The organism is Micromonospora sp. NPDC004336 (assembly GCF_053602615.1).
This window is the reverse complement of record NZ_JBSGDY010000055.1, coordinates 1-25,270: the sequence shown is the minus strand read 5'-3', so window position 1 is coordinate 25,270 and position 25,270 is coordinate 1. Positions and strand designations below refer to the sequence as shown.

Below are 25,270 nucleotides of genomic sequence, written 5' to 3'. Positions count from 1 at the left end.
AGGGGATCAGTGGTTGACATAACTGTAAGCCTCTAGTAGAGGGTGAGGGTTTGAGCCTGATCCTCGCTGGTGACAGCTGTCGTCGGCCGCTGGTCTGGCCAAGCCGTACCCGGTCGGCCCATGCCAATCTCGAAGGGAAAGGACCGAGGATGACACCTCCGCACAACTACCTGGCGGTCATCAAGGTCGTCGGCATCGGTGGCGGCGGCGTCAACGCCGTCAACCGGATGATCGAGGTTGGGCTCAAGGGCGTCGAGTTCATCGCGATCAACACCGACGCGCAGGCGCTGCTGATGAGCGACGCCGACGTCAAGCTCGACGTCGGCCGGGAGCTGACCCGCGGGCTCGGCGCCGGCGCCAACCCCGACGTCGGCAAGAACGCCGCCGAGGACCACCGCGACGAGATCGAGGAGGTGCTCAAGGGTGCCGACATGGTCTTCGTGACCTGCGGCGAGGGCGGCGGCACCGGCACCGGCGGGGCGCCCGTGGTGGCGAACATCGCGCGCAAGCTCGGCGCGCTGACCATCGGCGTGGTGACCCGACCGTTCTCGTTCGAGGGCAAGCGCCGCCAGGTGCAGGCGGAGTCCGGGATAGACGAGCTGCGCAACCAGTGCGACACGCTCATCGTCATCCCCAACGACCGGCTGTTGGCGCTCGGCGACCGCAACATCAGCATGATGGACGCGTTCCGCACCGCCGACCAGGTCCTGCTCTCCGGCGTCCAGGGCATCACCGACCTGATCACCACCCCGGGTCTGATCAACCTGGACTTCGCCGACGTCAAGAGCGTGATGAGCGGCGCGGGCAGCGCGCTGATGGGCATCGGCAGCGCGCGCGGCGAGAACCGCGCCGTCGAGGCGGCCGAGGCGGCCATCTCCAGCCCGCTGCTGGAGCAGAGCATGGACGGCGCGCGCGGCGTGCTGCTCTCCATCGCCGGCGGTTCCGACCTGGGCCTGTTCGAGATCAACGACGCGGCCCAGCTCGTCACCGACGCGGCGCACCCGGACGCCAACATCATCTTCGGCGCGGTCATCGACGACGCCCTCGGCGACGAGGTGCGGGTCACCGTCATCGCGGCGGGCTTCGACGGCGGCGCGCCGGCGTACAAGGCGGCCGAGCCGGCGACCCGCAAGCCCAACCAGAACCAGCCGGCGCAGCCCAACCCGCCGGTCGCGCCGCCGGCCACCATGCCGCCCCCGCAGCAGTCGCCCCGCCGGGTGCTCTTCGACGACGTCGACGTGCCCGACTTCCTCAAGAACGGTTCCTGAGTTCCGCCGATGACCGACAGCCCAGCCACGGTGCGCCCGGACCGGCGCGCCGAACTCGCGGCCGGCCTGGCCCGCGTACGGTCCCGGATCGCGCAGGCGTGTGCCGACGCGGGACGGGACACCTCCGAGGTCACCATGATCGCGGTGACCAAGACCTATCCGGCCGGGGACGTGGTGGCCCTGGCCGGTCTCGGCGTGCTCGACGTGGGGGAGAACCGCGACCAGGAGGCGTCGCCCAAGGCGGCCGAGGTGGCCGCGGCCGGGGTGACGCCCCGCTGGCACTTCATCGGGCAGTTGCAGCGCAACAAGGCCCGGTCGGTCGTCCGCTACGCCGACGCGGTGCACTCCGTCGACAGTGCCCGGCTGGCCGGGGCGCTGGACCGGGCCTCGGTGGCCGGCCGCGACCGGCCGCTGGACGTGCTGGTCCAGGTCAGCATCGACGGCGACGCGGCCCGGGGCGGGGCGCTGCCGGGCTCGGCCGATCCGGACGCCGGCCTCGACGCGGTGGCCGAGGCGGTGGCGGGCGCCGAGGCACTGCGGCTGACCGGCCTGATGGCGGTGGCGCCGCTGGGCTGGGAGCCGGAGCGGGCGTTCGCCCGGTTGGCCGAGGTGGCCGCCGGGTTCCGGACGCTCCATCCGCGAGCCGGGGCGCTCTCCGCCGGCATGAGCGGCGACCTGGAGATCGCCGTCCGATACGGCGCGACACATGTCCGCGTGGGCAGCGCGTTGCTCGGAATGCGTCCCACGCTGCGGTAGCCTGACCGTGAGAGAGCAAATTACATCTGTGTTGTTTGAAGGGGCGGCGTCCCGTCATCGGGGGTCGTGGCGTGCGACGCGAATCGCGCGCCAGGGGATTGCCGCACCGGTCCGGTGGGCAGAAGTGGTCCACTCGCGACAAGCGACACGGCACGGGGGCGCGTGCCGCACGGCGGACGGGAAGGGCGCGGGATGGGTGCACTGCGCAAGGCGGGGGTCTGGCTCGGTCTGGTCGAAGAGGACGACGAGCGGGCCTACGACGACGGTGGCTACGAAAAGGGTGGCTACCGCGATTCACGCTACCGGCAGAGCCGGTACTCGGAGGAGTTCGCCGACGACGAGGAGGACGACTCCGAGGAGCCGCCGGCGCCCCGGTCCCGGCTCGGCGACCGCGGCCGGCTCTCCGAGCGGGTCGCCTCCCGCGCGTCGGACGCCGAGCGGGCCGACGCCGACCGCCCGGAGCGGGCGGAGCGGTCCAGCGTCCGCTCCATCACCCGGTCGACGGCCGGCGAGACCAGCGGGGCGCTGACCTACCACACCCGGGACAACCTGGCCCTGGCGCCGCAGACCCAGCCGCGTGAGCGGGCGGTGGTCGCCGAGGAGGAGCAGCGCTACCAGATCACGACGCTGCACCCGACTACCTACCGTGAGGCGCGCACCATCGGCGAGCACTTCCGCGACGGCGTACCGGTGATCATCAACCTCACCGAGATGGACGAGGCGGACGCGCGCCGGCTCGTCGACTTCGCCGCCGGTCTGGCGTTCGGCCTGCGCGGTACGATCGAGCGCGTGACCAATCGGGTGTTCCTGCTCTCACCGGCCAACGTCCAGGTCACCGCGGAGGACAAGGCCAAGATCGCCGAGGGCGGCTTCTTCAGCCTGAGCTAGCCCCGCCCGAACCGAGGGACGTCGCCTGTCGTGTTGTCGATCGTGCTGCAAGTGCTGTACCTGGTGCTCTATGTCTTCCTCATCACCCTGCTCGCCCGGTTCGTCCTGAGCGCCGTCCTGCAGTACGGCCGGCGCTGGCAACCGGGGCGCGGGGCATCGGTGGGGCTGGAAATCGTGTGGAGCGTCACTGATCCCCCTCTCAACGCGTTGAGGCGTGTGATCCCTCCGTTGCGAATTGGTACCGTGAGCATCGACCTGGCCTCACTTGTGCTCCTGGTTATCCTGTTCGTGCTGATGGAGTTCGTGTTGAGGCGGTCGATCATGAGCCTTGGCTGATGACCGACGCGCTTTCGCGGCCGCAACTGACCCGAGGAGTTTCGATGCCGCTGACCCCGGCCGACGTCCACAACGTCGCCTTCAAAAAGCCGCCGATCGGCAAGCGGGGGTATGACGAGGAGGAGGTCGACGCCTTCCTGGACGAGGTCGAGCGAGAGCTTGCCCGTCTCATCGAGGAGAACAACGAGCTGCGTGCCCAGGTGGAGCGCGGCGGCCGTGGCGGCGCCCCCGCCGGCCCCGGCGGCGACGCCCGTCTCGCGGCGGAGCTCAACGATGTCAAGGCCCAGCTCGACCGGGTGCAGCGCGACAAGGCGGCGGCCGAGCAGGCCGCCCGGGCGATGCAGGCGGAGCTGGAGCAGGTCCGCTCGACCGGTGGGCCGGCGGTCGTCGGCGACGGCGAGCAGCAGGCGCTGCGGGTGCTGATGATGGCCCAGCGGACCGCCGACGACCACGTCTCCGACGCCCGTCGCGAGGCCGACCAGCTGCTCACCGAGGCCCGCACCAAGGCCGAGGAGGTCACCCGCGAGGCCCGCGCCAAGGCCGACGCCCTCGAGCGTGACGCGCGCCAGCGGCACCAGGAGGCCATGGGCGGCCTGGACGCCAAGCGCACCGCGCTGCAGAAGCACATCGAGGAGCTCAAGCAGTTCGAGCGGGAGTACCGTACCCGCCTCAAGGCCTACCTGGAGAGCCAGCTGCGCGACCTCGACGGCCGCGGCCAGGGCCTGGAGGTCGAGATGACCCGTGGCGAGGGCAGCCGGGCGGCCGGCGGCAACGGCCTCGCCACCGCCGGTCTCGCCGGTTCCTACGGCGGCGGCGGTCGCTCCGGCGCTCTCGAAGCCGGTCGCTGATCACCGGTCGGCGACCGTCGCACCGTGACGGTCGCCGACCGCCCCTCATCAGTACGACGCGGCGGGGGTGAGCCGTGATAGTCGCGAGTCTCCTGCTCATCCTCGTCGCGGTCGTACTGCTGGTGGCCGGCCTGGCCGGGGGCTCCAGCGTTCTTCTCGTCGTCTCGATCGCGGCCAGCCTGCTGGCCGCCGTCGCGCTGGTCGTGGGCGCCCGCCAGGCGGCCGCCGACCGGGCGGCGGCGGAGCGGCCGCAGCGGCCGTCCCGCACGGCGACCCCACCGGCCGACCCGTCCTTCGCGTACGGGCCGCCGGTGGAGCCGGAGATCCCCGTCCAGCATGTTCCCCCGACGATCGACGCCGACGGCCCCGGGTGGCGGCAACCGCCCGAGCCGTCGGCGACCGATGTCGGGGCCCCGGTCGTCGGGCCCGGCATGGTCCTCGCGGCCGACGACGACGAGCCGGGCACGCAGGACGTCCCGCCCGCGGCGGCCGCCCTGGTGGCCCGGCTCGACGCCGAGGTGCGGGTGGTCGACGGGCGCCCCCGCTACCACCTCGCCGACTGCGCCCACCTCGTGGGCCGCGACCACGAGCCGCTGCCGGTCGCCGAGGCCGTCGAACTCGGCTTCACCCCCTGCGCCCACTGCGCACCGGACACCGCCCTGCTCGCCGACGCGGGCCGGAGCTGAGCGACCCGGTGACGACGGACGACACGCTGACCGTGGCGGTCCGGGTGAAGCCCGGCTCCGCCCGCGCCCGCGTCGGCGGCCGGTACGACGGTCCGCACGGTCCCGCCCTGGTGGTCGCGGTGAACGCGCCGGCCGTGGACGGCCGGGCCACCGAGGCGGCGCGGCGGGCGCTGGCCGACGCGCTCGGCGTGCGGCCGGCGGCGGTGTCGCTGCGGGTCGGCGCGGCCAGCCGCGACAAGCTCTTCACGGTCGAGGGTCGCGCCCCGGAGCTGACCGAGGCGCTGCGCCGGCTGCGCGACGGGGCCGCCGGGTGACGCACGCCCGGGCCAGGCGACAGTGACGCCGGGGCTGGATCTCGCGCTGCTGCTGGGCGCGGCCGTCCTGCTGGTCGCGGTCGGGGCGGTGCGGCTCTCCACCCGGCTAGGCGTGCCGAGCCTCCTGGTCTACCTCGCGCTCGGCGTCGCGATCGGCGAGACCGGCCTGGGCATCCGCTTCGACGACGCGGAGCTGACCCGCACCCTCGGCTTCTGCGCGCTCATCGTGATCATCGCCGAGGGTGGGCTGACGGCGCGGTGGAGCACGCTGCGCCCGGTGCTCGGGCTCGCCGCCCTGCTCTCCACCGTCGGCGTGGTGGTGAGCATCCTGGTCGTCGGCGTCGCCGTACACCTGCTGCTCGGGTTGGACTGGCGGCTGGCCCTGCTCTACGGCGCGGTGCTCTCCTCCACCGACGCGGCGGCGGTCTTCGCCACGCTGCGCCGGCTGCGCCTGCCGCCCCGCCTGGTGGCCACCCTGGAGGCCGAGTCGGGGATGAACGACGCCCCGGTCGTGCTGCTGGTGGTGCTGCTCTCCCGGGAGGGGGTGACCCACCCGTGGTGGTACGAGACCGCACTGGTCAGCTACGAGCTGGGCGTCGGCGCGGCCGTGGGCCTGGCGGCCGGCGTCGGCGGGCGCTGGGCGTTGCGGCACGCCGCGCTGCCGTCGGCGGGGCTCTACCCGATCGCGGCGGTCGGGCTGACGGTGTTCGCCTACGCCGCCGGGGCGGTGCTGCACGCCTCGGGCTTCCTCGCCGTGTACGTCGCCGGGGTGATCCTCGGCAACGCCCGGCTGCCGCACCGGCAGGCGATCCTCGGCTTCGCCGACGGGCTGGCCTGGCTGGCGCAGATCGGGCTGTTCGTGCTGCTCGGGCTGCTCGTCACGCCGGGCCGGCTGGGCTCGGCGGTGCTGCCGGCGGTGGTCGCCGGGCTGGCGCTGGTGCTGCTCGCCCGGCCGCTGTCGGTGGCGGCGTCCGCGCTGCCGTTCCGGTTCGGCCTGCGCGAGCAGGCGTTCCTGTCCTGGGCGGGGCTGCGCGGCGCGGTGCCGATCGTGCTCGCGACCATTCCGCTGTCGGAGCGGGTGCCCGGCGCCGACCGCCTCTTCGACTCGGTCTTCGTCCTGGTGGTGATCTTCACGCTGCTCCAGGCGGGGACGCTCGCGCCGGTGGCCCGCCGGCTGCGGGTGACCGCTCCGGCCGAGGCGGCGGAGATCCGGGTGGAGACCGCCCCGCTGGAGCGGATGCGCGCCGACCTGCTCCAGGTGGAGGTGCCGCCCGGCTCGCGGCTGGCGGGTGTGCACGTCGACGAGTTGCGGCTGCCGCCGGGTGCCTCGGTGACGCTGGTGCTGCGCGACGGGACGGGCGTGGTGCCCGGCCCGGACTTCCGGCTGAAGACGGGCGACAGCCTGCTGATCGTGGCGACCGCCGGGGTACGCGACGAGGCGGAGCGGCGGCTGCGGGCGGTGAGCCGGCGCGGCCGACTGGCCCGCTGGTTTGGCGAGTACGGCGAGGATCGCGACGGCTGATCTGCTAGCGTTCCCTTTGTCCCGATAAGGCATAAGTCGGGGCCGAACGGCGGTGCGTCGGTGCGGCACGTTGTCGGACGCCTGTACGTTCCGTATTCTTGCGAATCTCCGGAGTGCGCGGCCCCTTCGCCGCGCGCCCGTTTTGTACCTGGGGTGCGCCGGTGCCGGCGGCCCCTGTCCAGGTGCCGCGGCCCGCCGCGGTCCCGTGGCCGAGGGAGCGACGATGGCGAAGCCAGCCGACACCAGGACCGCCGGCCGCAAGCCGGTGGCGAAGGCCACCCGCAGCGCGGCGGAGACCGAGAAGATCCGGGCGGCTCTGGCGGCGCGACGTGACGAGTTGCGCGGCGAGTACGATCAGACGCTGAGCGAGATCACCGAGCTGCAGCGCGACCGGCTGACCGACTCGGCCGGGGACGACCAGGCCGACACCGGGACCAAGACGTTCGAGCGGGAGCAGGAGATCTCCCTCGCCAACAGCATCCTGGAACGGATCACGCAGGTCGAGCGGGCGTTGGAGCGGCTCGACGAGGGTGGTTACGGCTGGTGCGAGCGGTGCGGCAACCCGATCCCGGTGGAGCGGCTCGCCGCGTTCCCGTCGGCCACCCTCTGCGTGACCTGCAAGCAGCTGGAGGAGCGGCGCTGAGGCCCGCTCCCCGGCGGCCATGGGAGGCGGCGCGCGAGCGCCGCCGCGAGCGTCGATGGGGAGCAGATGTCCGAAGCACCGCCCGCCGAGCCCGGCGGCGCTGAGCCGGGTGGCGGCACGGCCCGCCGCCGGGCCGTCGCCGTCCTGCTCGGCGTCGCGTCGACCGCCCTCGTGGCCGACGTGGCCACCAAGCACCTCGCCCTGGCCACCCTCTCCGACCGGGAGCCGGTCGAGTTGCTCGGCGGGGCGGTCTACCTCACCCTCACCCGCAACAGCGGCGCGGCCTGGAGCATCGGCTCCGACCACACCTGGGTCTTCCCGCTGATCACCATCGGCGTGGTCGGCTGGATCCTCTGGATGGCCCTGCGGCTGCGCTCGCTGCCCTGGGCGATCTCGCTGGGCCTGGTGCTGGGCGGGGCGCTCGGCAACCTCACCGACCGGATCTTCCGCGCCCCGGGCTGGTTCGTCGGGCACGTGGTGGACATGGTCAGCCTCTTCGACCCGTACGGCCGGGTCTGGCCGGTGTTCAACCTGGCTGACAGCGCCCTGGTCTGTGGCGTGGTGCTCGCCGTCGCGCTCGAGCTGACCGGCCGCCAGCGCGACGGCAGCCGGATCGGCAAGGACGAGCCGGCGAAGCCGGCGGCGCCCGCCGACGCCGGGCAGCGGGGGCCGGCATGACCTCCGCCTTCGCCGCCGGCGGCGACCAGCGCTCCCTGCCCGTCCCCGACGGCCTCGACGGCAGCCGGCTCGACCAGGCCGTGTCGCGTCTCTTCGGGCTCTCCCGCACCGCCGCCGCGGCCCTGGTCGACGCCGGCGACGCCCTGGTCGACGGGGTCGCCCGGGCCAACTCCTACAAGGTCAAGGCCGGCTCCTGGCTGGAGGTGACCCTGCCCGCGCCGGCCGCCCCGCCCGCCGTGGTGCCGCAGGCGGTGCCCGGGCTGCGGGTGGTGTACGCCGACGACGACATCGTGGCGGTGGACAAGCCGGTCGGGGTCGCCGCCCACCCGAGCCCTGGCTGGACCGGCCCCACCGTGATCGGCGCGCTGGCCGCCGTCGGGCACCGCATCTCCACCAGCGGCGCCGCCGAGCGGCAGGGCGTGGTGCACCGGCTCGACGTGGGCACCACCGGGATCATGGTGGTGGCCAAGAGCGAGCAGGCCTACACCGCGCTGAAGCGGGCGTTCAAGTACCGCGAGGTGGAGAAGCGCTACCACGCCGTGGTGCAGGGGCACCTCGACCCGCTGCGCGGCACGGTCGACGCCCCGATCGACCGGCACCCCACCCACGACTACCGCTGGGCGGTGGTCTCCGGCGGCAAGCCCAGCATCACCCACTACGACACGGTCGAGGCGTTCCCGGCGGCGAGCCTGGTCGACGTCCGGCTGGAGACCGGCCGCACCCACCAGATCCGCGTGCACTTCTCCACCCTGCGCCACCCGTGCGTGGGCGACCTCACGTACGGCGCGGACCCCACCCTCTCCGCCCGCCTGGGCCTGACCCGGCAGTGGCTGCACGCCCGCTCGCTGAGCTTCCTGCACCCGCGGACGGGAGACGAGGTGCGCTTCGTCAGCGACTACCCGGAGGACCTGGCCCGGGCGCTGGAGATCCTGCGCGACTGAGCGGCTGCCCGGCCGGCCCGGCCGCCCGCGAGGGCTGCCGTCGCCGGGCGGGCGGGGCGCGGCGTGGGCGAAAGGTCGGAACCCGCACTTCGGGTGACGGATTCGTCACCGTCTTTGGCCGGGGCCGGCGCCGGTAGGAATCCCGCCGCCGGCCCGCCCCACCTCGGCGGACGCGACCGCCGGGGGCGTCGCGGAGCCGGCCGGGTGCCGGTGGGCAGGACCGGAGGTGCGCGGACGGGTGTGGTCCGAATAGGGTTTCGTTCGTAGCCTGTCAGGCGGACGTCGATGGCGCTGGGAGGGCGAGCCGTGGAGGGCAGCGAGACCGGCTGGGCGCGGCCGGCCGAACCAGCACCGCGGTGGCGGGCGCTGCTCGACCGCGCCCGGCACGCCGGTCGCCCGGCCGAGCAGGCCGAGACCGACCGGCACGCCGCGCCGCCGCCGGTCCCGCCGGAGCCGCTGCCCCGCCGCTCGTCGGGCAACGGCTACGCCGCGCGGGTGCCGGCCATCGGCCGGGCGCCCGAGCCGCCGTACGCCGCCGAGCCCGGGGGGTACGCCCCCGAGCCCGGCCCGCGAAGCCACGACGCGGAGTACGGCCGCCGGGTCGACGCGGGCTACCGCGCCGAGGCCACCTACCGGGTCGAGCCGGCCTACCGGGTGGATCCCGCCGAGCCGGCCTATCGGGTGGAGCCCGTCGACCCGGCCTCCCCCGCCGACCCGGGCTACGCGGCCGACGCGGGCTATACGGCCGAGCCGGGCTACGCGGCCGACGCGGGCTACGCGGCCGAGCCGGACTACCGCCTGCCGCCAGCCCACCAGCCCGAGCCGCCGCCCGTCGTGCCGGCGCAGCGGCGCCGGCGCGAGCCCGTCGAGTCCCGCTACGCGCTGCTGGACAACGGCTACCGGCACGAGCCGCCCCCGGCCGAGTCCCGGTACACCCCCCTGCTGGACGGCGGCTACCGGCCGGAGCCCGCCTACCAGCCCGAGCCCGCCTACCAGCCCGAACCCACCTACCAGCCGGAGCCCGCCTACCAGCCACCGGCGCCGCCCGCCGCTCCCGTGGCCGCCAGCTACGCGGGCCGGGTCGAGTGGCGCCCGCGCGGCGCGGAGAGCGAGGCGGAGCGCGCCGCCGGGGTGCTCCGCCGCGACCTGGGCACCCCCCGGGTGCTCGCGTTCGCCAACCCCAAGGGCGGGGTGCACAAGACCACCGCCACCGTGCTGGCCGCCGCGACCGTCGGCAGCGTGCGCGGGCGGGGCGTGCTGGCGTGGGACGACAACGAGCTGCGCGGCACCCTCGGGCTGCGCGCCGGCAGCGCCCGGCACGCCCGCACCATCCGGCACCTCGTCAGCGACCTCGCGCACATCGAGATCAAGGAGGGGCCGGAGCTGCTGGAGCACCTGGACGACTACCTGCGGCACGCCTCCGACGGCTCGTACGACGTGCTGGCCGGCGAGGAGAGCCCCCGGTTCGCCCAGCGGCTCGACCAGTTCACCGTCCGGCGGGTGCTGGAGCTGCTGCGCCGCACCCACGACGTGGTCTGCGTGGACACGGGCAACAACGTGGAGAGCGCCAACTGGCGCACCGTCATGCAGGCGGCCGACCAGCTCGTGGTCACCACGGTGCCGCGCGAGGACGCCGCGTTCAGCGCCGACTGGATGCTGGACCTGCTGCACGAGGTGGGCATGGGCGAGCTGGCCGACAACGCCGTCACCCTGATCTCCTGCCCCACGCCGGGCCGCTCGCCGTTGCAGGACGACCTGGAGCGGCACTTCGCCACCCGCACCCGGGCCGTCGCCGTCGTGCCGTACGACCCGGCGCTGGAGACCGGCTCCTCGATCGAGTACCACCAGCTCCAGCAGGAGACCCGGCAGGCGTGGCTGAGGGCCGCGGCGGTGATGCTGGAACCGTTCGCCCGGTGAGCGGGTGTGCCGCCACCGGCCACCCACGCCGCCGTCCGGCCTGAGAGGATCACCGGGTGAGCGCGGACACCCCCGAACCCGACCGGCCCGGCCGCCGCACCGACGAGCCGGGCGTCCCCGCGCCGGCGGCACCGGCGGAGCCCGCCGCGCCGTCCCCGAGCGCCCCCGCCGACCCGTACGCCTCGCCCGGTGCGGGCCCGTACGGCGCCCGCGAGTCCGGCGACCCGCCCGCCCCGTGGGGCCATGGAGCGCCCCACCCGCACGAGGCCCCCGGCGCCGCCCAGTACGGCCCGGCCCACGGCGCCGCCCAGTACGGCCCGGCCCACGGCGGCGGCCCCTACGGCCCGGCCTACGGGGTCGGCCAGCCGGTCCCGCCGGCCGAGCCGGAGCTGCCGCGCCGCCGGGTGGCGCGGCTCGTGGCGGGCACGGTGCTCGCGCTGACCGCCCTGGGCGTGCCGCTCGGGCTGCTCTGGGCCGCGCTCGCCCCGGACACCCCGGTGGTCAAGGTGCCCGACGGCGCGATCTACGCCGAGCCGCAGCCGGAGCAGCCGGTCGCCGCCGACGGCTGGTTCAGCCTGCTCGGGCTCGGCTTCGGGGTGCTCGCCGCGCTCGCGCTGTGGTTCCTGCTGCGCCGCGTGCGGGGGCCGGTCGGTCTGCTCACCGCCGTGCTCGGCACCTTCGGCGCGGCGCTGGTCGCGTGGCAGGTCGGGCGGCGCGTCGGGCTGGCCGGATACCAGCGGCTGCTGGAGACCGCCCCGGACGGCCGGGCCTTCAGCAAGCCGGCGGACCTGCGGGCCGGCGGGATCGACCTGGTGCTCGGCGTGCTGCCCGTGCCCCACGGCAACCTGCTGCTGCCCGCGTTCGGCGCGGCGGTGGCGTACACCCTGCTGGCCGGCTGGTCCCGCTGGCCGTCGCTGCGCCCGGAGCCGGAGCCCGGCGCGCCCGGGGTCAGTTGGGAGTCGGCGGGGACGCCAGCTCCGCCAGGGGCACCGGAACCGCCCGCACCTGGCGCAGCAGCGCCGCCTCGCGGTTGAGCAGGCGCAGCTCGGCGCGGAGCCGGGCGGCGGTGTCGTCGACGGCGAGCAGCCGCTGCCGGTCGGCCACGGTCAGCGCCGCCGTCGCGGCGACCAGGTGGGAGAGCACCGTCGGGTCCTCCGGAAGCTGCTCGGACAGCTCCTCCTGGTCGGCCCGGATCAGCCCCAGGTACTGCCGGAACACCGAGATGACCCGGGCGGCGAGCAGGTCGGCGACCTCGTCCGGCCCGCCCGGCTCGGGCAGCCACTCCACCTCGGCGGTCAGGTAGGGCGCGGCCTCGCGGTCGACGTCGGCGATGCGGAACCTGCGCTTGCCCACGGTGACGATGTCGAAGCCCCCGTCGGGGCGCTCGGTGACCTGGCGCAGCTCCGCGGTGCAGCCCACCTCGTGCAGGGTGACCTCGCCGGCGCCCGGCAGCGGGCGGCCGTCCGGCGCGGTGGGCGCGACCTCCCAGCCGGCCTGGATGGCCACCACGCCGAACTCGCGCGGGGCGCCCTCGGGCAGCCCGACCAGGTGCCGGACCAGGGCGCGGTAGCGCTCCTCGAATATGTGCAGCGGCAGCACCAGGCCGGGGAAGAGGACCGTTCCGAGCGGAAACACCGGCAGCCGCGCAGTCACGCGTCGAGCGTAGCCCGATCCCGGCGCGGCGGCGTGTCCCGGCTCACCGTCCCGGCGTACGGGCGGCGGGGGTCGGCGTCCGGACGGGCCGCCTAGACTCGCAGGGGTGTTGAACCGGATCGACCTGCGCGGCGGCGTCCGTGACCCGCGCCGCCTGCTGCCCCGTGCCCAGCTCGACGTCTCCGTGGCGGTCGAGCGGATCCGCCCGCTCGTGGAGGCGGTCCGGGAGCATGGTTACCCGGCGATCCGGGAGGCGAGCGAACGGTTCGACGGGGTCTCGCCCGAGGTGCTGCGGGTGCCCGCCGAGGTGATCGCCGAGGCGGAGGGCACCCTCGATCCGGGGGTGCGCGCCGCGCTGCTGGAGTCCATCGCCCGGGCCCGGCGGGTCCACGCCGACCAGCGCCGCACCGACCACACCACGCAGGTGGTGCCGGGCGGCACGGTGACCGAGCGCTGGGTGCCGGTCGACCGAGTCGGCCTCTACGTCCCCGGCGGCCTGGCGATGTACCCGTCGACCGTGGTGATGAACGTGGTGCCGGCCCAGGCGGCCGGGGTCCGCTCGCTGGTGGTGGTCAGTCCGCCGCAGCGGGACAACGGCGGACTGCCCGACGCCCGGGTGCTCGCCGCCTGCGCCCTGCTCGGCGTCGACGAGGTCTACGCCGTCGGCGGCGCCCAGGCCGTGGCGATGCTGGCGTACGGCGCGGCGGTCGACGCCGAGGGCAGCGCCCACTGCGACCCGGTCGACATGATCACCGGCCCGGGCAACATCTGGGTGACCGCCGCCAAGCGGCTGCTGCGCGGCGTCGTCGGCATCGACGCCGAGGCCGGCCCGACCGAGATCGCCATCCTGGCCGACGACACCGCCGACCCGGCGCACGTCGCGGCCGACCTGATCAGCCAGGCCGAGCACGACCCGCTCGCCGCCAGCGTGCTGGTCACCCCGTCGGTCGAGCTGGTCGACGCGGTCGAGCGGGAGCTGGCTCGGCAGGTGCCGGCCACCAAGCACGCCGAGCGGGTCACCACCGCGCTGACCGGCGAGCAGAGCGGCGTCGTCCTGGTCGACGACCTCGACGCCGGGCTGCGGGTCGTCGACGCGTACGCGGCCGAGCACCTGGAGATCCAGACCCGGGACGCCCGCGAGTGGGCGCTGCGGGTGCGCAACGCCGGGGCGATCTTCGTGGGCGCGTGGTCGCCGGTGTCGCTCGGCGACTACTGCGCCGGTTCCAACCACGTGCTGCCGACGGGCGGCTGCGCCCGGCACTCCTCGGGGCTGTCGGTGCAGTCCTTCCTGCGCGGCATCCACCTGGTGGAATACACCCGGGAGGCGCTGCGCGAGGTGGCCCCGCACGTGGTCACCCTCGCCGGCGTGGAGGACCTGCCGGCGCACGGGCAGGCGGTAAGCGTCCGCTTCCCGGGAGCCGCGTCGTGAGCGGGCCCGGCCCCCGCCGGGGCGTCGCCGGGCGGAGCGGGGTGACGGCGTGACGACCCTCGACGACCTGCCGATCCGCGACGACCTGCGCGGGCTGTCGCCGTACGGGGCGCCGCAGCTCGACGTGCCGGTGCGGCTGAACACCAACGAGAACTCCCACCCGGTGCCCGAGCCGGTGGTGGACGCGATCGGCAAGGCCCTCGCGGCGGAGCTGCGTGACCTCAACCGCTACCCGGACCGCGACGCCGTGGCGCTGCGCGCCGACCTGGCCGGCTACCTGGGCCACGGGCTCACCGTCGAGCAGGTGTGGGCGGCCAACGGCTCCAACGAGATCCAGCAGCAGCTGCTCCAGGCGTTCGGCGGGCCGGGGCGCAGCGCGCTCGGCTTCGTCCCCGCGTACTCGATGCACCCCCTGCTGGCCCTGGGCACCGGCACCCGCTGGGTGCCGGCCCGGCGCGGCGTCGACTTCGGGCTGACCGCCGCCGAGGCGGTCGCCCAGGTCCGCGAGCACGCGCCGGACGTGGTCTTCCTCTGCTCGCCCAACAACCCGACCGGCACCGCCCTGGATCCGGCGGTGGTCGCGGCGGTGCTCGACGCCGCGCCGGGCATGGTGGTCGTCGACGAGGCGTACGCCGAGTTCGCCCGGCCCGGCACGGTCAGCGCCCTGGCGGTGCTGCCGGGGCACCCGCGGCTGGTGGTGACCCGGACGATGAGCAAGGCGTTCGGGTTCGCCGGCGGCCGGCTGGGCTACCTGGCCGCCGACGCGGCCGTGGTGGCGGCGGTGCAGCTGGTCCGCCTGCCCTACCACCTCTCGGCGCTGACGCAGGCCGCTGCCCGGGCGGCGCTGGCGCACCGCGACGCCCTGCTCGGCACGGTGGCGGCGATCTCCGCGCAGCGCGACCGGATCGTGGCGGAGCTGCGCGGCGCGGGGTTCCGGGTCGCCGACAGCGACGCCAACTTCGTCCTGTTCGAGGTCGGGGGCGACCAGGCCGCCGCCTGGCGCACCCTGCTGGAGCACGGCGTGCTGGTCCGCGACGTCGGCCTGCCCGGCTGGCTGCGGGTCACCGCCGGCACCCCCGCCGAGACCGACGCGTTCCTCGCCGCGGTGCGGACGCTCCCGAGGGGGCGCGAGGAGTGAGCGTGCGAGCCCCGCAGTCGCGATGGAAGGGTAAGTGATGAGCCGAACCGCCCGGGTGGAGCGGATCACCAAGGAGACGAGGGTCCTCGTCGAGATCGACCTCGACGGCACGGGCCGGGCCGAGATCGGCACCGGGGTCGGCTTCTACGACCACATGCTGCACCAGATCGCCCGCCACGGCGGCTTCGACCTCACCGTGCGCACCGTCGGCGACCTGGAGATCGACGCCCACCACACGATGGAGGACACCGCGCTGGCCCTGGGCGCCGCGTTCGACCAGGCGCTGGGGGACAAGGCCGGCATCCGGCGGTACGGCTCGGCCACCGTGCCGATGGACGAGGTCCTCGTCCGGGCCGCGGTGGACCTCTCCGGCCGCCCCTACGTGGTGCACGACGAGCCGGTGCTCGCGCCGTACATCGGGCCGGTCTACCCGACCAGCATGACCCGCCACATCTGGGAGTCCTTCGGCCAGGCGGCCCGGATCACCCTGCACGTGGACGTGCTGCGGGCGGCCCGCCCCGGCGGCCACCCCGACGCCCACCACGTGGTGGAGGCGCAGTTCAAGGCCGTCTCCCGCGCGCTGCGGGAGGCCACCGCGATCGACCCGCGCGCCGCGGGCGCGATCCCCAGCACGAAGGGCGCCCTCTGATGGGCGCGTGGAACGCGGCGCGGCGGCCGGCCGTGGTCGCCGACGGAGGGCGGAGCTGATGGGCGAGGTGCTGCCGACGTTGCTGCTGATCCTGGCCGGCGTGCTGGTGGGCGGCACGTGGTCGCTGCACAAGCAGGGCGCGCCGCGCGGCGCGGTGGTCGTCACCGCGTTGCTGGCCGTGCTGGCCACGGCCGCCGGGGTGCTCTGGCTGCTGCCGGGGGAGGGCTCGTGAGCGGGCTGCCGACGCTCCGCGCCGGGCGGACGGGGGCGCCGGCGTGAGCGGCGTGGTGGTGCTCGACTACGGGTCGGGCAACCTGCGCTCGGCGGAGCGGGCGCTCGCCCGGGCCGGCGCGGACGTGACCGTCACCGACGACCTGACCGCCGCCGCCGAGGCGGACGGCCTGGTGGTGCCGGGCGTGGGCGCCTTCGCGGCGTGCATGGCCGGGATCGAGGCGCTCGGTGCCGGGCCGGTGATCGCCGAGCGCGTCGCCGCCGGCCGTCCGGTGCTCGGCATCTGCGTGGGCATGCAGGTGCTCTTCGAGCACGGCGACGAGCACGGCGTGGTGACCAAGGGCCTCGGGCTGCTCCCGGGCGGGGTGACGAGGCTGGCCGCCGCCCGGCTGCCGCACATGGGCTGGAACACCGTGACGGCGCCGGCCGGGTCGGTGCTCTTCGCCGGGCTGCCCGCCGACAGCCGGTTCTACTTCGTGCACTCCTACGCCGTCGCGGACCCGGGGGCGCTGGCCGCCGCCGGGGCCACGGTCACCACCGCCCACCACGAGACCGACTTCGTGGCGGCGGTGGAGCGGGGCGCGCTGTGCGCCGCCCAGTTCCACCCCGAGAAGTCCGCCGACACCGGTGCCGCGCTGCTGCGCAACTGGCTCGCCACGCTCCCCACCGGTGACTGAGCGTCCGCCCCGCGCGGCGCGCCGGCCCGCCTCCGGCCGCCGGCGGGGCACGCCGTGAGCAAGGAGCGGGCCCGCCGTCGGGCGGCCCGGGAGGCCGAGGCGGCCCGGGAACGCCTCACCCGGCAGCGGCGGACGGCCCGCCGGCAGCGCCGCCGCGCGCTGGTCCGCCGGATCACGCCCGCGCTGCGCCGCCGGCGTACGGGTCGGCTGCCGCGGCACAGCCGCGGCGAGCGGGCCGCGATCGTGCTGCTGACCCTGGTCGCGGTGACGCTGATCTGGTCCTTCGTGGACGACCTGGCGCTGCGGATCGCGCTGGTCGTGCTGTTGCTGCTCGTACTGCCGGCGATCGTGGTGATCGCCCTGGACCGTCGTACCTGAACCGAGGAGAAGAATCGTGAGCCTCACCCTGTTGCCCGCCGTGGACGTCGCCGACGGCCAGGCCGTCCGCCTCGTGCAGGGCGCCGCCGGCAGCGAGACGACGTACGGCGACCCGCTGGAGGCCGCACTGGCCTGGCAGCGGGACGGCGCGGAGTGGATCCACCTGGTCGATCTCGACGCGGCGTTCGGTCGGGGCTCCAACGCCCACCTGCTGGCCGAGGTGGTGCGCCAGCTCGACGTGCAGGTGGAGCTCTCCGGCGGCATCCGCGACGACGAGTCGTTGCAGGCGGCGCTGGGCACCGGCGCGGCGCGGGTGAACATCGGCACCGCCGCCCTGGAGGACCCGGTCTGGTGCGACCGGATCTGCGGCGAGTACGGCGACCGGGTCGCGATCGGGCTGGACGTGCGGGGCCGTACCCTCTCCGCCCGGGGCTGGACCCGCGACGGCGGCGACCTCTACGAGGTGCTGGAGCGGCTCGACAAGGCCGGCGCGGCGCGGTATGTGGTCACCGACATCACCAAGGACGGCACCATGCGCGGGCCCAACCTGGACCTGCTGCGCGAGGTCTGCTCCCGCACCGACGCCCCGGTGATCGCCTCCGGCGGCGTCTCCACCCTGGACGACCTGCGGGCGCTGGCGACCCTGGAGTCGATCGGGGTGGAGGGCGTGATCGCCGGCAAGGCCCTGTACGCGGGCGCCTTCACGGTGGCGCAGGCGCTGGAAACCCTGGCGACGGCGTGACCGTCACCCGGCTCGGCTCCGGCGGCCCCTGGGAGTCGCTCTACGGCTACTCCCGGGTCGTCCGGGCCGGCGACCTGGCCTGGACGGCCGGCTGCACCTCCACCGTGGACGGGGTGGTGACGCACGTCGGCGACGCGGCGGCGCAGACGGCCCAGGCGCTGCGGATCGGCCTGGACGCGCTCGCCGAGGTGGGCGCGGCGCCCGGCGACGTGGTGCGCACCCGGATGTACGTGACCGACCGGACGTACGCCGACGAGGTGGGCCGGGCGCACAACGCGGTCTTCGGCGCCGTCCGCCCGGCCGCCACGATGGTGGTGGTGGCCGGCCTGATCGATCCGGACCACCTGGTCGAGGTGGAGCTGGAGGCGTACCTCGGCGACCGCTGACCGTCCCACGGCGCGGAGGGACGGCCATCGCGCGCCCCGATCAGTTGTGCGCAATTGAATTGCGGGCTATCTTTTCGGGGTGACCGATGACCTGGTGCTGCGCCGGCAGGTGTGCTTCGCGCTCTACGCCGCGTCGCGCGCCCTCACCGACGTCTACCGGCCCGTCCTCGACGAGTTCGGCCTGACCTATCCGCAGTATCTGGTGCTGCTGGTGCTCTGGGAGCGCGACGACGCCCCCACGGTCTCCGAGCTCGGCGCCGCGCTGCGGCTGGACTCCGGCACGCTCTCCCCGCTGCTCAAGCGGCTGGAGGCGGCGGGGCTGGTCGTCCGGACCCGGTCGGCGCGCGACGAGCGGCGGGTGGAGGTGGGCCTGACCGGCGACGGGCGGGCCCTGCGGCACCGGATGTGCGAGGTGCCGCTGCGGGTCGCCCGCGCCACGGGCCTCACCGAGGCCGAGCTGGTCGCCCTGCGCGACACCCTCACCCGGGTCACCGAGACGATCCACCGACAGAAGGAGCAGTGACCACCATGCAGGTGCTCTACACCGCGTCCGCCCGGGCCACCGGGGACGGTCGGGACGGCCACGTCCGCACCTCCGACGGCACCCTCGACCTGGGCCTGGCGGTGCCGAAGGAGATGGGTGGCGCCGGCGACGCCGCCAACCCCGAGCAGCTCTTCGCCGCCGGCTACGCCGCCTGCTTCCACTCGGCGCTGCGCATGGTCGCCCGGAAGGCGAAGGTCGACGTCACCGGCTCGGTCGTCGAGGCCGAGGTCGGCATCGGCCCGAACGGCAGCGGCGGCTTCGGGCTGACCGTCGCCCTCGTGGTCGACCTCCCGGCCGTGGAGCGCGACGCCGCCGAGCAGGTCGTCGCGCAGGCCCACCAGGTCTGCCCCTACTCGAACGCCACGCGCGGCAACGTCGAGGTCGCCCTCACCGTCCGGGAGGCGCGGTGAGCACCCGCAACCGGGAGATCCACCTCGCCTCCCGCCCGCAGGGCTGGCCGAGCGCCGACAACTTCCGGCTCGTCGAGACCGAGGTGCCCACGCCGGGCCCGGGCCAGGTCGTGGTCCGCAACCGCTACCTGTCGGTCGACCCGTACATGCGGGGGCGGATGAACGACGTCAAGTCCTACGTGCCGCCGTTCGCGCTCGACGCGCCCCTGGACGGCGGGGCGGTCGGCGAGGTCGTGGCCGGCGAGGCCGGAGGGCTGCGGCCCGGCGACACCGTGCTGCACGGCCTCGGCTGGCGCGAGTACGCCCTGCTCGACGCGAAGACCGCCCGCAAGGTCGACCCCGACCTCGCCCCGGTCACCGCCTACCTGAGCGTGCTCGGGATGACGGGCCTGACCGCGTACGCCGGGCTGCTGGACGTCGCGGGGATGAAGCCGGGGGAGACCGTCTTCGTCTCCGCCGCCGCCGGCTCGGTGGGCAGCCTCGTCGGGCAGATCGCCAAGCTGCGGGGCGCCGGGCGGGTGGTCGGCAGCGCCGGCTCGGCGGCCAAGGTCGAGCGGCTGCTCGCGCTCGGCTTCGACGCCGCGTTCGACTACCACGACGGCCCGGTCCGCGACTCGCTGAGGGCCGCCGCGCCCGACGGCGTCGACGTCTACTTCGACAACGTCGGCGGCGACCACCTGGAGGCGGCGATCTCGGCGATGCGGGCGCACGGCCGGGCCGCGATCTGCGGCATGATCGCCCAGTACAACGACACCGAGCCGCCGGCCGCGCCGCGCAACCTGGCGCTGGTCATCGGCAAGCGGCTCACCCTGCGCGGCTTCCTGGTCGGCGACCACGGCCACCTGCGCGACGAGTTCGTCCGGGAGATGTCGGGCTGGCTGCGGGACGGCAGGGTCTCCTACGACGAGACGGTCGTCGACGGCATCGAGAACGCCCCGGAGGCGTTCCTCGGCCTGCTGCGCGGCGAGAACCTGGGCAAGATGCTCGTCCGGGTGTGAGGAGGGGCGCCCGCGCGGCGTCGGAGCGGTCCACGGCGGTGGCCGGCCTCACCGGCCGGTCACCGGCGTGGCCGGGAAGGATAGGCTCGCGGCATGACGGTGGCGGTACGGGTGATCCCGTGTCTGGACGTGGACGCCGGGCGGGTGGTCAAGGGGGTCAACTTCCTCGACCTGCGCGACGCCGGCGACCCGGTGGAGCTGGCCGCGGCGTACGACCGGGCCGGCGCGGACGAGCTGACCTTCCTCGACGTCACCGCCTCCGCCAGCGACCGGGGCACCATGCTCGACGTGGTCCGCCGCACGGCCGAGTCGGTCTTCATCCCGCTGACCGTCGGCGGCGGCGTCCGGCAGGTTGCCGACGTCGACACCCTGCTGCGCGCCGGCGCGGACAAGGTCGGGGTGAACACCGCCGCGATCGCCCGCCCCGAGCTGATCGCCGAGATCGCCGACCGGTTCGGCCGGCAGGTGCTGGTGCTCTCGCTGGACGTGCGGCGCGCGCCGGCCGGCGGCACGCCCAGCGGCTTCGAGGTGACCACCCACGGCGGCCGGCGCGGCACCGGGCTGGACGCGGTCGAGTGGGCCCGGCGCGCCGCCGGGCTGGGGGCCGGCGAGATCCTGCTCAACTCGATGGACGCCGACGGCACCAAGGCCGGCTTCGACCTCGCACTCATCGCCGCGGTGCGCCGGGTGGTCGACGTGCCGGTGGTGGCCAGCGGCGGCGCGGGCGAGGTCGCGCACTTCGCCCCGGCGATCGGCGCGGGCGCGGACGCCGTGCTCGCGGCCAGCGTCTTCCACTTCGGCGAGCTGACCGTCGCCGAGGTCAAGGACGCGCTGCGCGGGGCCGGCCACCCCGTCCGCTGACGGCCGGCCCGCTCCCCGCGCCGTCGGTCGCGGGGCGGTCTCGACGCCCGCCAGTCCCCGCGCCGCCGGTCGCCGGCGGCGCCGTCTCGACGCCCGCCCGGCCGGCGCCGGGAGCCGGCGGGTCAGTCCCGGCGGGGTCGGTTCTCCGGGGAGCGCCGGGGCGCCGGGATCGACCGCACCACGTACTCCTGGACGGCCGCGGCGTGCTCCTCCTCGTCGAGGTGCCACTCCGCGCTGCCCGGGGTGTGCCGTCGGCTGAGCACGCCCTGCACCGTGTCGACGGTGGTGGCCACCCCGGCGCTGGGCCGGGTGCGCCAGAGCCGCTCACCGTCGGCGGTGATGCGGAACCAGCCGTCGGTGACGCTGACCAGCCCGGCCCCGGCGAGACGGCGGACCGCCGCCTCCACCTCGTGCCGTTCGGGGATGGTCTGGTTGAGGTGGTCGGCCGTGGAGAGCACGTCGGCCAGGCGCACGCCCTCGGGCCGCCGGCTCGACGCCGCGCGGCGGTGCCGTCCGGCGCCGCTCGCGATCACCAGCGAGACGAAGATCCAGGCGTCGCTCCAGCGCCAACCGTTCTCCCCCATGCCAGGATTCTGCCGGGCGGCGCGGCGGAAGGGAACACCGCCGCCGGGTCGGGTCAGGTCGCGGGGAGCGGCCCGACCGGGGCGGGGGTCGGCTCCGCCGGCTGCGGGACGGTGAACAGCGGCAGGAAGACCTGGGTCAGCGGGCCGATGGCGAGCGCGTACGCGACCGTGCCGACGCCGACCGTGCCGCCGAGCAGCCAGCCCAGCGCCAGCACGGTGACCTCGATGACGGTGCGGACCCGCCGGATCGACCGGCCGGGCCGCCGGGCCACGTAGCCGGTCATCAGGCCGTCCCGGGGGCCGGGCCCGAGGCGGGCGCCGATGTAGAGGCCCGTCGCCGCGCCGTTGGCCACGATGCCGGCGACCAGCAGCCCGGTCCGTACGCCGAGCGGCCCGCCGGCCGGCAGCACGGCCAGCGCGGCGTCCACCACCAGCCCGATCACCAGGACGTTGCTGATCGTGCCGAGCCCCGGGCGCTGCCGCAGCGGGATCCAGAGCAGCAGCACCACCGCGCCCACCGCGATGGTGACGGTGCCGAAGGAGAGGCCGGTCCGCTCGGAAAGGCCCTGGTGGAACACGTCCCACGGGTCGAGGCCCAGCCCCGAGTTGATCAGGAGGGCCATGCTGAGGCCGTAGAGGACGAGCCCCGCGTAGAGCTGGGTCAGCCGCCGCACGGGGCGCTGACGGAGATTGCCAATCGCTGTCACTCATGCCACTCTAGGGTCCAATTGACGGCCTGGAAGAGCCAATATCGGAGGGGTGGCCATGACGAGTCAGGTCCGAGGCACCCAATTGGCACGGCTCCTGGGGCAGTGGCATGCCCTTCCGGGCCGCCGGCGCAGCCCCGACTACGCCGCCCTGGCCGGCGCCGTCCGCGGCCTGCTCGCCGACGGCCGGCTGCCGCTGGGCGTACGCCTGCCGGCCGAGCGCGAACTGGCCGAGGCCCTGAAGATCAGCCGCACCACGGTCACCGCCGCGTACCGGGAGCTGCGCGAGAGCGGCCACCTGGCCAGCCGGCGCGGCGCCGGCAGCTGGACCATGCTCCCGGGCACCCACCGGGTGGCGAGCACCGGGCTGTGGACCCCGATGGACGACCGGGACATGATCGATCTCGGCGTGGCCGCGCTCGCCGCCCCGCCGGAACTGCTGCCCGCCGCCCGGGCCGCGGCCGAGGACCTGCCGCGATACCTGGGCGGCGCGGGCTACCACCCGACCGGGATCATCGAGCTGCGCGAGGCGGTGGCCGCCGCGTACACCGCGCGGGGCCTGCCCACCTCGCCCGACCAGATCATGGTCACCAACGGCACCCAGCACGCCCTGGACCTGGTGCTCCGCCTGGCCCTCGCGCCCGGCGGCACCGCGCTGGTGGAGGCGCCCAGCTACCCGAACGCGCTGGCCGCGCTGTCGGCCCGGCGGGCCCGGATCACCACCCACGGCCTGGCCGTCGAGGAGCCCGGCTGGGACGCCGACCTGCTGCTCGGCAGCCTCCGCCAGGTCCGGCCCAAGCTGGCGTACCTGATCCCCGACTTCCAGAACCCGACCGGCCACCTGATGCCGGCGTCGCTGCGCGAGCGGGTGGTGGCCACCGCGCACGCCGTCGGCACCGACCTGGTCGTCGACGAGTCCTTCGTCGACCTGCCGCTGGACGGGACGGTGCTGCCCCCGCCCACCGCCGCCCACGACCGGCACTCCCGTGTGATCACCATCGGCGGGATGAGCAAGCCGTTCTGGGGCGGCCTGCGGATCGGCTGGGTCCGCGCCTCGGCCCCGCAGGTGCAGCGGCTGGCCGCCGCCCGGGTCGGGGTCGACATGGCCAGTCCCGTGCTGGACCAACTGGTCGCGGTCCACCTGCTCGCCGACGCCCCGGCCATCGTCGCCGCGCGCCGGGCGCAGCTCACCGCCCAGCGCGACGCGCTGCTGGCGGCGCTCGCGCAGCGCCTGCCCGAGTGGCGGGTCACCGTGCCGCACGGCGGGGTGACCCTCTGGGCCGAGCTGGACGGCCCGATCTCCAGCGCGCTCGCCCGCGCCACCGAGGAGGTCGGCGTACGGCTGGCGCCCGGACCCCGGTTCGGCCTGGACGGCACGCTGGAGCGCTTCCTCCGGCTGCCGTTCACCCTGCCCGTCGCCGACCTGGTCGAGGCGGTCGGCCGGATCGCCGCCGTCCGGTACGACCTGGACCGGGGCGGCCGGCCGCGCTGGCGGGAGCCGGCCGTCATCGCCTGACCCGGTGCGCCGCCCGGCCTCGGCGAACGGGCGCGACCACCCGGCCCTCGGCCGGGCTCGCCGAACCGGCCTCGCCGAGCCGGCCGCACCGAACCGGCCTCGGCGATCGGGCGCGGCCACCCCGGCCCTCGGCCGGCCGCACCGAACCGGCCTCGGCGGCCGGGCTCGCCGAGCCGGCGTCGTGGCCCGGCTGCGCCGATGCGGCCCCCGGGCGTCGCGTCGGCTGAAACACTGCCCTGGTGGAGAGCACGGGCGGCGTCCGGTGGCCGCGCGGGATCCAGCCGAGCGCGCCGGGTTCCCGCACCACCCGGCTCGAACTCTTCTACGACCTCGTCTTCGTCTTCGCCTTCCTCAACGTCACCACGGCGACCGCCGGCAACCCGACCGTGCGTGGGCTGGTCCAGTGCCTGGTCCTGCTCGCCCTGCTCTGGTGGTGTTGGAGCGGCTTCGCCGCCCTGGGCAACGTGGTCCGCACCGACCAGGGGACCGCGCCGCTGTTCGGCTTCGCCGCGGCCGTCTTCGTGCTCGCGCTGATCCTGCCGAAGGCCTTCGTCGACCGGCCCGGCGGGCTGTCCGGTCCGGTGGTCTTCGCTGTCTGCTACTTCCTGGTCCGCGCGTCCGAGGTGACGATCTTCCTGTGGGTGGCCCGCGCCGACCGGGCGGTGCGCCGCCGGACCCTGCCGTTCGTGCTGCCCGTGCTGCTGGCGACGGCGCTGCTGCTCGCCGCCGCCCTCGTGCCGCACCGGGTTTCCGAGGGCACGGCGGAGCAACTGCTCCGGCTGGCGCTGTGGCTCGCCGCGCTGGGCGTCGAGTACGGCTTCGGCGCGGCACTGGGCGGCGCCGGGTGGACGGTGCTCTCGGCGGGGCACTGGGCGGAACGCCACGCCCTGATCATCATGGTGGCGCTGGGGGAGTCGATCATCGCGCTCGGCCTCGGGCCGGGGACCGGCGCCGCGCTGCCGGTGACCTGGCCGGTGATCATCGCGGCGGTCCTCGGCGTCGCGGTGGTCGCGGCGCTGTGGTGGGCGTACTTCGACACCCTCGCCCTCGCCATGGAGCAGACGCTGCACCGCACCCGGGACCGGGCCGCCCGCGCCGCGCTGGCCCGGGACGTCTACACGCTCCTGCACCTGCCCCTGATCGCGGGCGTGATCCTCTTCGCCCTCGGCCTCAAGGGGCTCATCTACGAGGGGGCCGCCCCGGAGACCCCGACCTGGGGGGTGCCGTTGCCCGGGTTCGACCTGCTGGCCCTCTACGGCGGGGTCGCGACCTATCTGATCACGTTGATCCTGCTCGGCAGGCGGGCGCTGGGCGCGCCCCGGTGGCCGTCGGTCGCCGGGGTGGCGCTCCTCGGCGTGCTGGTCCCGGTCGTCGGCCGGCTGCCGGAGCTGGTGGCGCTGGCCGTGCTGGCGCTGGCCGCCGTCGCGACGGTCGCCGCGCAGACGGTCGTCGACGCCCCGCGACGGCGGGACGTGCGCCAGGTGGCGCTGGAGGAGCAGCTCGCCGCCGAGGTCGAGCAGACGAGGTGGCGGGGGCACCACCTGTGACGGCCGGCGGCCCCGCGCCCGGC

At 75.4% G+C, this 25,270-nt stretch carries 30 protein-coding genes; 27 read left to right on the top strand and 3 right to left on the bottom strand.

What is annotated here, in order from left to right:
• The first annotated feature begins 149 nt into the window (after positions 1 to 149).
• The 13 genes from ftsZ (at position 150) to ACWENR_RS14450 (ending at position 11,831) form a co-directional block, all read left to right on the top strand.
• Positions 150 to 1,268 carry a cell division protein FtsZ gene (gene ftsZ / locus ACWENR_RS14510; protein ID WP_452277471.1) on the top strand — a complete coding sequence of 373 codons (1,119 nt, stop codon included), beginning with the start codon at positions 150 to 152 and terminating at the stop codon, positions 1,266 to 1,268.
• A 9-nt stretch (positions 1,269 to 1,277) separates the two neighbouring features.
• Entirely contained in the window at positions 1,278 to 2,024 is a 747-nt protein-coding gene (locus ACWENR_RS14505; protein WP_452277470.1) for a YggS family pyridoxal phosphate-dependent enzyme, read from the top strand.
• A 192-nt stretch (positions 2,025 to 2,216) separates the two neighbouring features.
• A complete protein-coding gene (locus ACWENR_RS14500; protein WP_452277469.1) occupies positions 2,217 to 2,912 on the top strand; it encodes a cell division protein SepF in 696 nt (231 codons plus the stop codon).
• A gap of 30 nt (positions 2,913 to 2,942) precedes the next feature.
• Positions 2,943 to 3,248: a YggT family protein gene (locus ACWENR_RS14495; protein ID WP_091104877.1), complete on the top strand. Its 306-nt coding sequence runs from the start codon at positions 2,943 to 2,945 to the stop codon at positions 3,246 to 3,248.
• 44 nt (positions 3,249 to 3,292) lie between these two features.
• Entirely contained in the window at positions 3,293 to 4,096 is an 804-nt protein-coding gene (locus tag ACWENR_RS14490) for a DivIVA domain-containing protein (RefSeq protein WP_452277468.1), read from the top strand.
• Between the two features lie 74 nt (positions 4,097 to 4,170).
• Positions 4,171 to 4,782 carry a hypothetical protein gene (locus ACWENR_RS14485; protein WP_452277467.1) on the top strand — a complete coding sequence of 204 codons (612 nt, stop codon included), beginning with the start codon at positions 4,171 to 4,173 and terminating at the stop codon, positions 4,780 to 4,782.
• Positions 4,783 to 4,790: 8 nt separating this feature from the next.
• The gene (locus tag ACWENR_RS14480; RefSeq protein WP_452277466.1) at positions 4,791 to 5,096 is read left to right on the top strand and encodes a DUF167 domain-containing protein; all 306 of its coding nucleotides are present in this window, start codon (positions 4,791 to 4,793) and stop codon (positions 5,094 to 5,096) included.
• A 22-nt stretch (positions 5,097 to 5,118) separates the two neighbouring features.
• The gene (locus ACWENR_RS14475; protein WP_452277465.1) at positions 5,119 to 6,618 is read left to right on the top strand and encodes a potassium/proton antiporter; all 1,500 of its coding nucleotides are present in this window, start codon (positions 5,119 to 5,121) and stop codon (positions 6,616 to 6,618) included.
• Between the two features lie 223 nt (positions 6,619 to 6,841).
• Complete coding sequence (locus ACWENR_RS14470) at positions 6,842 to 7,261, top strand: TraR/DksA family transcriptional regulator (protein WP_452277464.1); 420 nt, start codon at positions 6,842 to 6,844, stop codon at positions 7,259 to 7,261.
• 66 nt (positions 7,262 to 7,327) lie between these two features.
• Positions 7,328 to 7,939, top strand: coding sequence for a signal peptidase II (lspA, locus tag ACWENR_RS14465; protein WP_452277463.1), 612 nt, complete (start codon positions 7,328 to 7,330; stop codon positions 7,937 to 7,939).
• A complete protein-coding gene (locus ACWENR_RS14460; RefSeq protein ID WP_452277462.1) occupies positions 7,936 to 8,880 on the top strand; it encodes an RluA family pseudouridine synthase in 945 nt (314 codons plus the stop codon). Before lspA ends, ACWENR_RS14460 begins: the two co-directional genes overlap by 4 nt.
• 285 nt (positions 8,881 to 9,165) lie before the next feature.
• Positions 9,166 to 10,797 carry an AAA family ATPase gene (locus ACWENR_RS14455; protein WP_452277461.1) on the top strand — a complete coding sequence of 544 codons (1,632 nt, stop codon included), beginning with the start codon at positions 9,166 to 9,168 and terminating at the stop codon, positions 10,795 to 10,797.
• A gap of 56 nt (positions 10,798 to 10,853) precedes the next feature.
• On the top strand, positions 10,854 to 11,831 hold the full coding sequence (locus tag ACWENR_RS14450; protein ID WP_452277460.1) for a DUF2567 domain-containing protein: 978 nt from the start codon (positions 10,854 to 10,856) through the stop codon (positions 11,829 to 11,831).
• On the opposite strand, the gene ACWENR_RS14445 is transcribed toward ACWENR_RS14450, so the two are convergent.
• A complete protein-coding gene (locus ACWENR_RS14445) occupies positions 11,746 to 12,450 on the bottom strand; it encodes an LON peptidase substrate-binding domain-containing protein (protein ID WP_452277459.1) in 705 nt (234 codons plus the stop codon). The genes ACWENR_RS14450 and ACWENR_RS14445 overlap by 86 nt on opposite strands.
• Before the next feature lie 106 nt (positions 12,451 to 12,556).
• Between ACWENR_RS14445 and hisD the strand changes: the two genes are divergently transcribed.
• The 12 genes from hisD (at position 12,557) to hisF (ending at position 20,893) form a co-directional block, all read left to right on the top strand.
• Complete coding sequence (gene hisD / locus ACWENR_RS14440; RefSeq protein ID WP_452277458.1) at positions 12,557 to 13,879, top strand: histidinol dehydrogenase; 1,323 nt, start codon at positions 12,557 to 12,559, stop codon at positions 13,877 to 13,879.
• Between the two features lie 49 nt (positions 13,880 to 13,928).
• Positions 13,929 to 15,017, top strand: a complete 1,089-nt coding sequence (locus ACWENR_RS14435) for a histidinol-phosphate transaminase (RefSeq protein WP_452277457.1) — start codon at positions 13,929 to 13,931, stop codon at positions 15,015 to 15,017.
• Positions 15,018 to 15,054: 37 nt separating this feature from the next.
• Positions 15,055 to 15,666 carry an imidazoleglycerol-phosphate dehydratase HisB gene (gene hisB, locus ACWENR_RS14430; RefSeq protein WP_452277456.1) on the top strand — a complete coding sequence of 204 codons (612 nt, stop codon included), beginning with the start codon at positions 15,055 to 15,057 and terminating at the stop codon, positions 15,664 to 15,666.
• Between the two features lie 58 nt (positions 15,667 to 15,724).
• Positions 15,725 to 15,898 carry a hypothetical protein gene (locus ACWENR_RS14425; RefSeq protein WP_176737412.1) on the top strand — a complete coding sequence of 58 codons (174 nt, stop codon included), beginning with the start codon at positions 15,725 to 15,727 and terminating at the stop codon, positions 15,896 to 15,898.
• 43 nt (positions 15,899 to 15,941) lie between these two features.
• Complete coding sequence (gene hisH / locus ACWENR_RS14420; protein ID WP_452277455.1) at positions 15,942 to 16,574, top strand: imidazole glycerol phosphate synthase subunit HisH; 633 nt, start codon at positions 15,942 to 15,944, stop codon at positions 16,572 to 16,574.
• Positions 16,575 to 16,628: 54 nt separating this feature from the next.
• Positions 16,629 to 16,952 carry a hypothetical protein gene (locus ACWENR_RS14415; RefSeq protein ID WP_452277454.1) on the top strand — a complete coding sequence of 108 codons (324 nt, stop codon included), beginning with the start codon at positions 16,629 to 16,631 and terminating at the stop codon, positions 16,950 to 16,952.
• 16 nt (positions 16,953 to 16,968) lie between these two features.
• Positions 16,969 to 17,694, top strand: coding sequence for a bifunctional 1-(5-phosphoribosyl)-5-((5-phosphoribosylamino)methylideneamino)imidazole-4-carboxamide isomerase/phosphoribosylanthranilate isomerase PriA (gene priA, locus ACWENR_RS14410; protein ID WP_452277453.1), 726 nt, complete (start codon positions 16,969 to 16,971; stop codon positions 17,692 to 17,694).
• Positions 17,691 to 18,080, top strand: a complete 390-nt coding sequence (locus ACWENR_RS14405; protein WP_452277452.1) for a RidA family protein — start codon at positions 17,691 to 17,693, stop codon at positions 18,078 to 18,080. Before priA ends, ACWENR_RS14405 begins: the two co-directional genes overlap by 4 nt.
• Positions 18,081 to 18,159: 79 nt before the next feature.
• A complete protein-coding gene (locus tag ACWENR_RS14400; RefSeq protein ID WP_452277451.1) occupies positions 18,160 to 18,603 on the top strand; it encodes a MarR family winged helix-turn-helix transcriptional regulator in 444 nt (147 codons plus the stop codon).
• Between the two features lie 5 nt (positions 18,604 to 18,608).
• The gene (locus ACWENR_RS14395; RefSeq protein ID WP_452277479.1) at positions 18,609 to 19,034 is read left to right on the top strand and encodes an organic hydroperoxide resistance protein; all 426 of its coding nucleotides are present in this window, start codon (positions 18,609 to 18,611) and stop codon (positions 19,032 to 19,034) included.
• On the top strand, positions 19,031 to 20,032 hold the full coding sequence (locus ACWENR_RS14390) for an NADP-dependent oxidoreductase (protein WP_452277450.1): 1,002 nt from the start codon (positions 19,031 to 19,033) through the stop codon (positions 20,030 to 20,032). The genes ACWENR_RS14395 and ACWENR_RS14390 overlap by 4 nt, the downstream gene beginning before the upstream one ends.
• Positions 20,033 to 20,125: 93 nt before the next feature.
• Positions 20,126 to 20,893 carry an imidazole glycerol phosphate synthase subunit HisF gene (gene hisF, locus ACWENR_RS14385; protein WP_452277449.1) on the top strand — a complete coding sequence of 256 codons (768 nt, stop codon included), beginning with the start codon at positions 20,126 to 20,128 and terminating at the stop codon, positions 20,891 to 20,893.
• A 122-nt stretch (positions 20,894 to 21,015) separates the two neighbouring features.
• On the opposite strand, the gene ACWENR_RS14380 is transcribed toward hisF, so the two are convergent.
• A complete protein-coding gene (locus tag ACWENR_RS14380; RefSeq protein ID WP_452277448.1) occupies positions 21,016 to 21,477 on the bottom strand; it encodes a hypothetical protein in 462 nt (153 codons plus the stop codon).
• Between the two features lie 53 nt (positions 21,478 to 21,530).
• The gene (yczE, locus tag ACWENR_RS14375; RefSeq protein ID WP_452277447.1) at positions 21,531 to 22,184 is read right to left on the bottom strand and encodes a membrane protein YczE; all 654 of its coding nucleotides are present in this window, start codon (positions 22,182 to 22,184) and stop codon (positions 21,531 to 21,533) included.
• Positions 22,185 to 22,242: 58 nt separating this feature from the next.
• Here yczE and yczR point away from each other — a divergent pair, with 58 nt between their 5' ends.
• On the top strand, positions 22,243 to 23,700 hold the full coding sequence (gene yczR, locus ACWENR_RS14370) for a MocR-like transcription factor YczR (protein WP_452277446.1): 1,458 nt from the start codon (positions 22,243 to 22,245) through the stop codon (positions 23,698 to 23,700).
• A gap of 239 nt (positions 23,701 to 23,939) precedes the next feature.
• Entirely contained in the window at positions 23,940 to 25,247 is a 1,308-nt protein-coding gene (locus ACWENR_RS14365) for a low temperature requirement protein A (RefSeq protein WP_452277445.1), read from the top strand.
• The last annotated feature ends 23 nt before the right edge of the window (positions 25,248 to 25,270 follow it).

Excerpts from the sequence above, each read along its gene's own strand:
- ACWENR_RS14460 (WP_452277462.1), top strand. The coding sequence starts at position 7,936 with ATGACCTCCGCCTTCGCCGCCGGCGGCGACCAGCGCTCCCTGCCCGTC.
- hisF (WP_452277449.1), top strand. The coding sequence starts at position 20,126 with ATGACGGTGGCGGTACGGGTGATCCCGTGTCTGGACGTGGACGCCGGG.
- lspA (WP_452277463.1), top strand. The coding sequence starts at position 7,328 with ATGTCCGAAGCACCGCCCGCCGAGCCCGGCGGCGCTGAGCCGGGTGGC.
- ftsZ (WP_452277471.1), top strand. The coding sequence starts at position 150 with ATGACACCTCCGCACAACTACCTGGCGGTCATCAAGGTCGTCGGCATC.
- ACWENR_RS14505 (WP_452277470.1), top strand. The coding sequence starts at position 1,278 with ATGACCGACAGCCCAGCCACGGTGCGCCCGGACCGGCGCGCCGAACTC.
- ACWENR_RS14500 (WP_452277469.1), top strand. The coding sequence starts at position 2,217 with ATGGGTGCACTGCGCAAGGCGGGGGTCTGGCTCGGTCTGGTCGAAGAG.
- ACWENR_RS14470 (WP_452277464.1), top strand. The coding sequence starts at position 6,842 with ATGGCGAAGCCAGCCGACACCAGGACCGCCGGCCGCAAGCCGGTGGCG.
- hisB (WP_452277456.1), top strand. The coding sequence starts at position 15,055 with ATGAGCCGAACCGCCCGGGTGGAGCGGATCACCAAGGAGACGAGGGTC.
- ACWENR_RS14380 (WP_452277448.1), bottom strand. The coding sequence starts at position 21,477 with ATGGGGGAGAACGGTTGGCGCTGGAGCGACGCCTGGATCTTCGTCTCG.
- ACWENR_RS14425 (WP_176737412.1), top strand. The coding sequence starts at position 15,725 with ATGGGCGAGGTGCTGCCGACGTTGCTGCTGATCCTGGCCGGCGTGCTG.
- ACWENR_RS14395 (WP_452277479.1), top strand. The coding sequence starts at position 18,609 with ATGCAGGTGCTCTACACCGCGTCCGCCCGGGCCACCGGGGACGGTCGG.
- ACWENR_RS14455 (WP_452277461.1), top strand. The coding sequence starts at position 9,166 with ATGGCGCTGGGAGGGCGAGCCGTGGAGGGCAGCGAGACCGGCTGGGCG.
- yczR (WP_452277446.1), top strand. The coding sequence starts at position 22,243 with ATGACGAGTCAGGTCCGAGGCACCCAATTGGCACGGCTCCTGGGGCAG.
- ACWENR_RS14490 (WP_452277468.1), top strand. The coding sequence starts at position 3,293 with ATGCCGCTGACCCCGGCCGACGTCCACAACGTCGCCTTCAAAAAGCCG.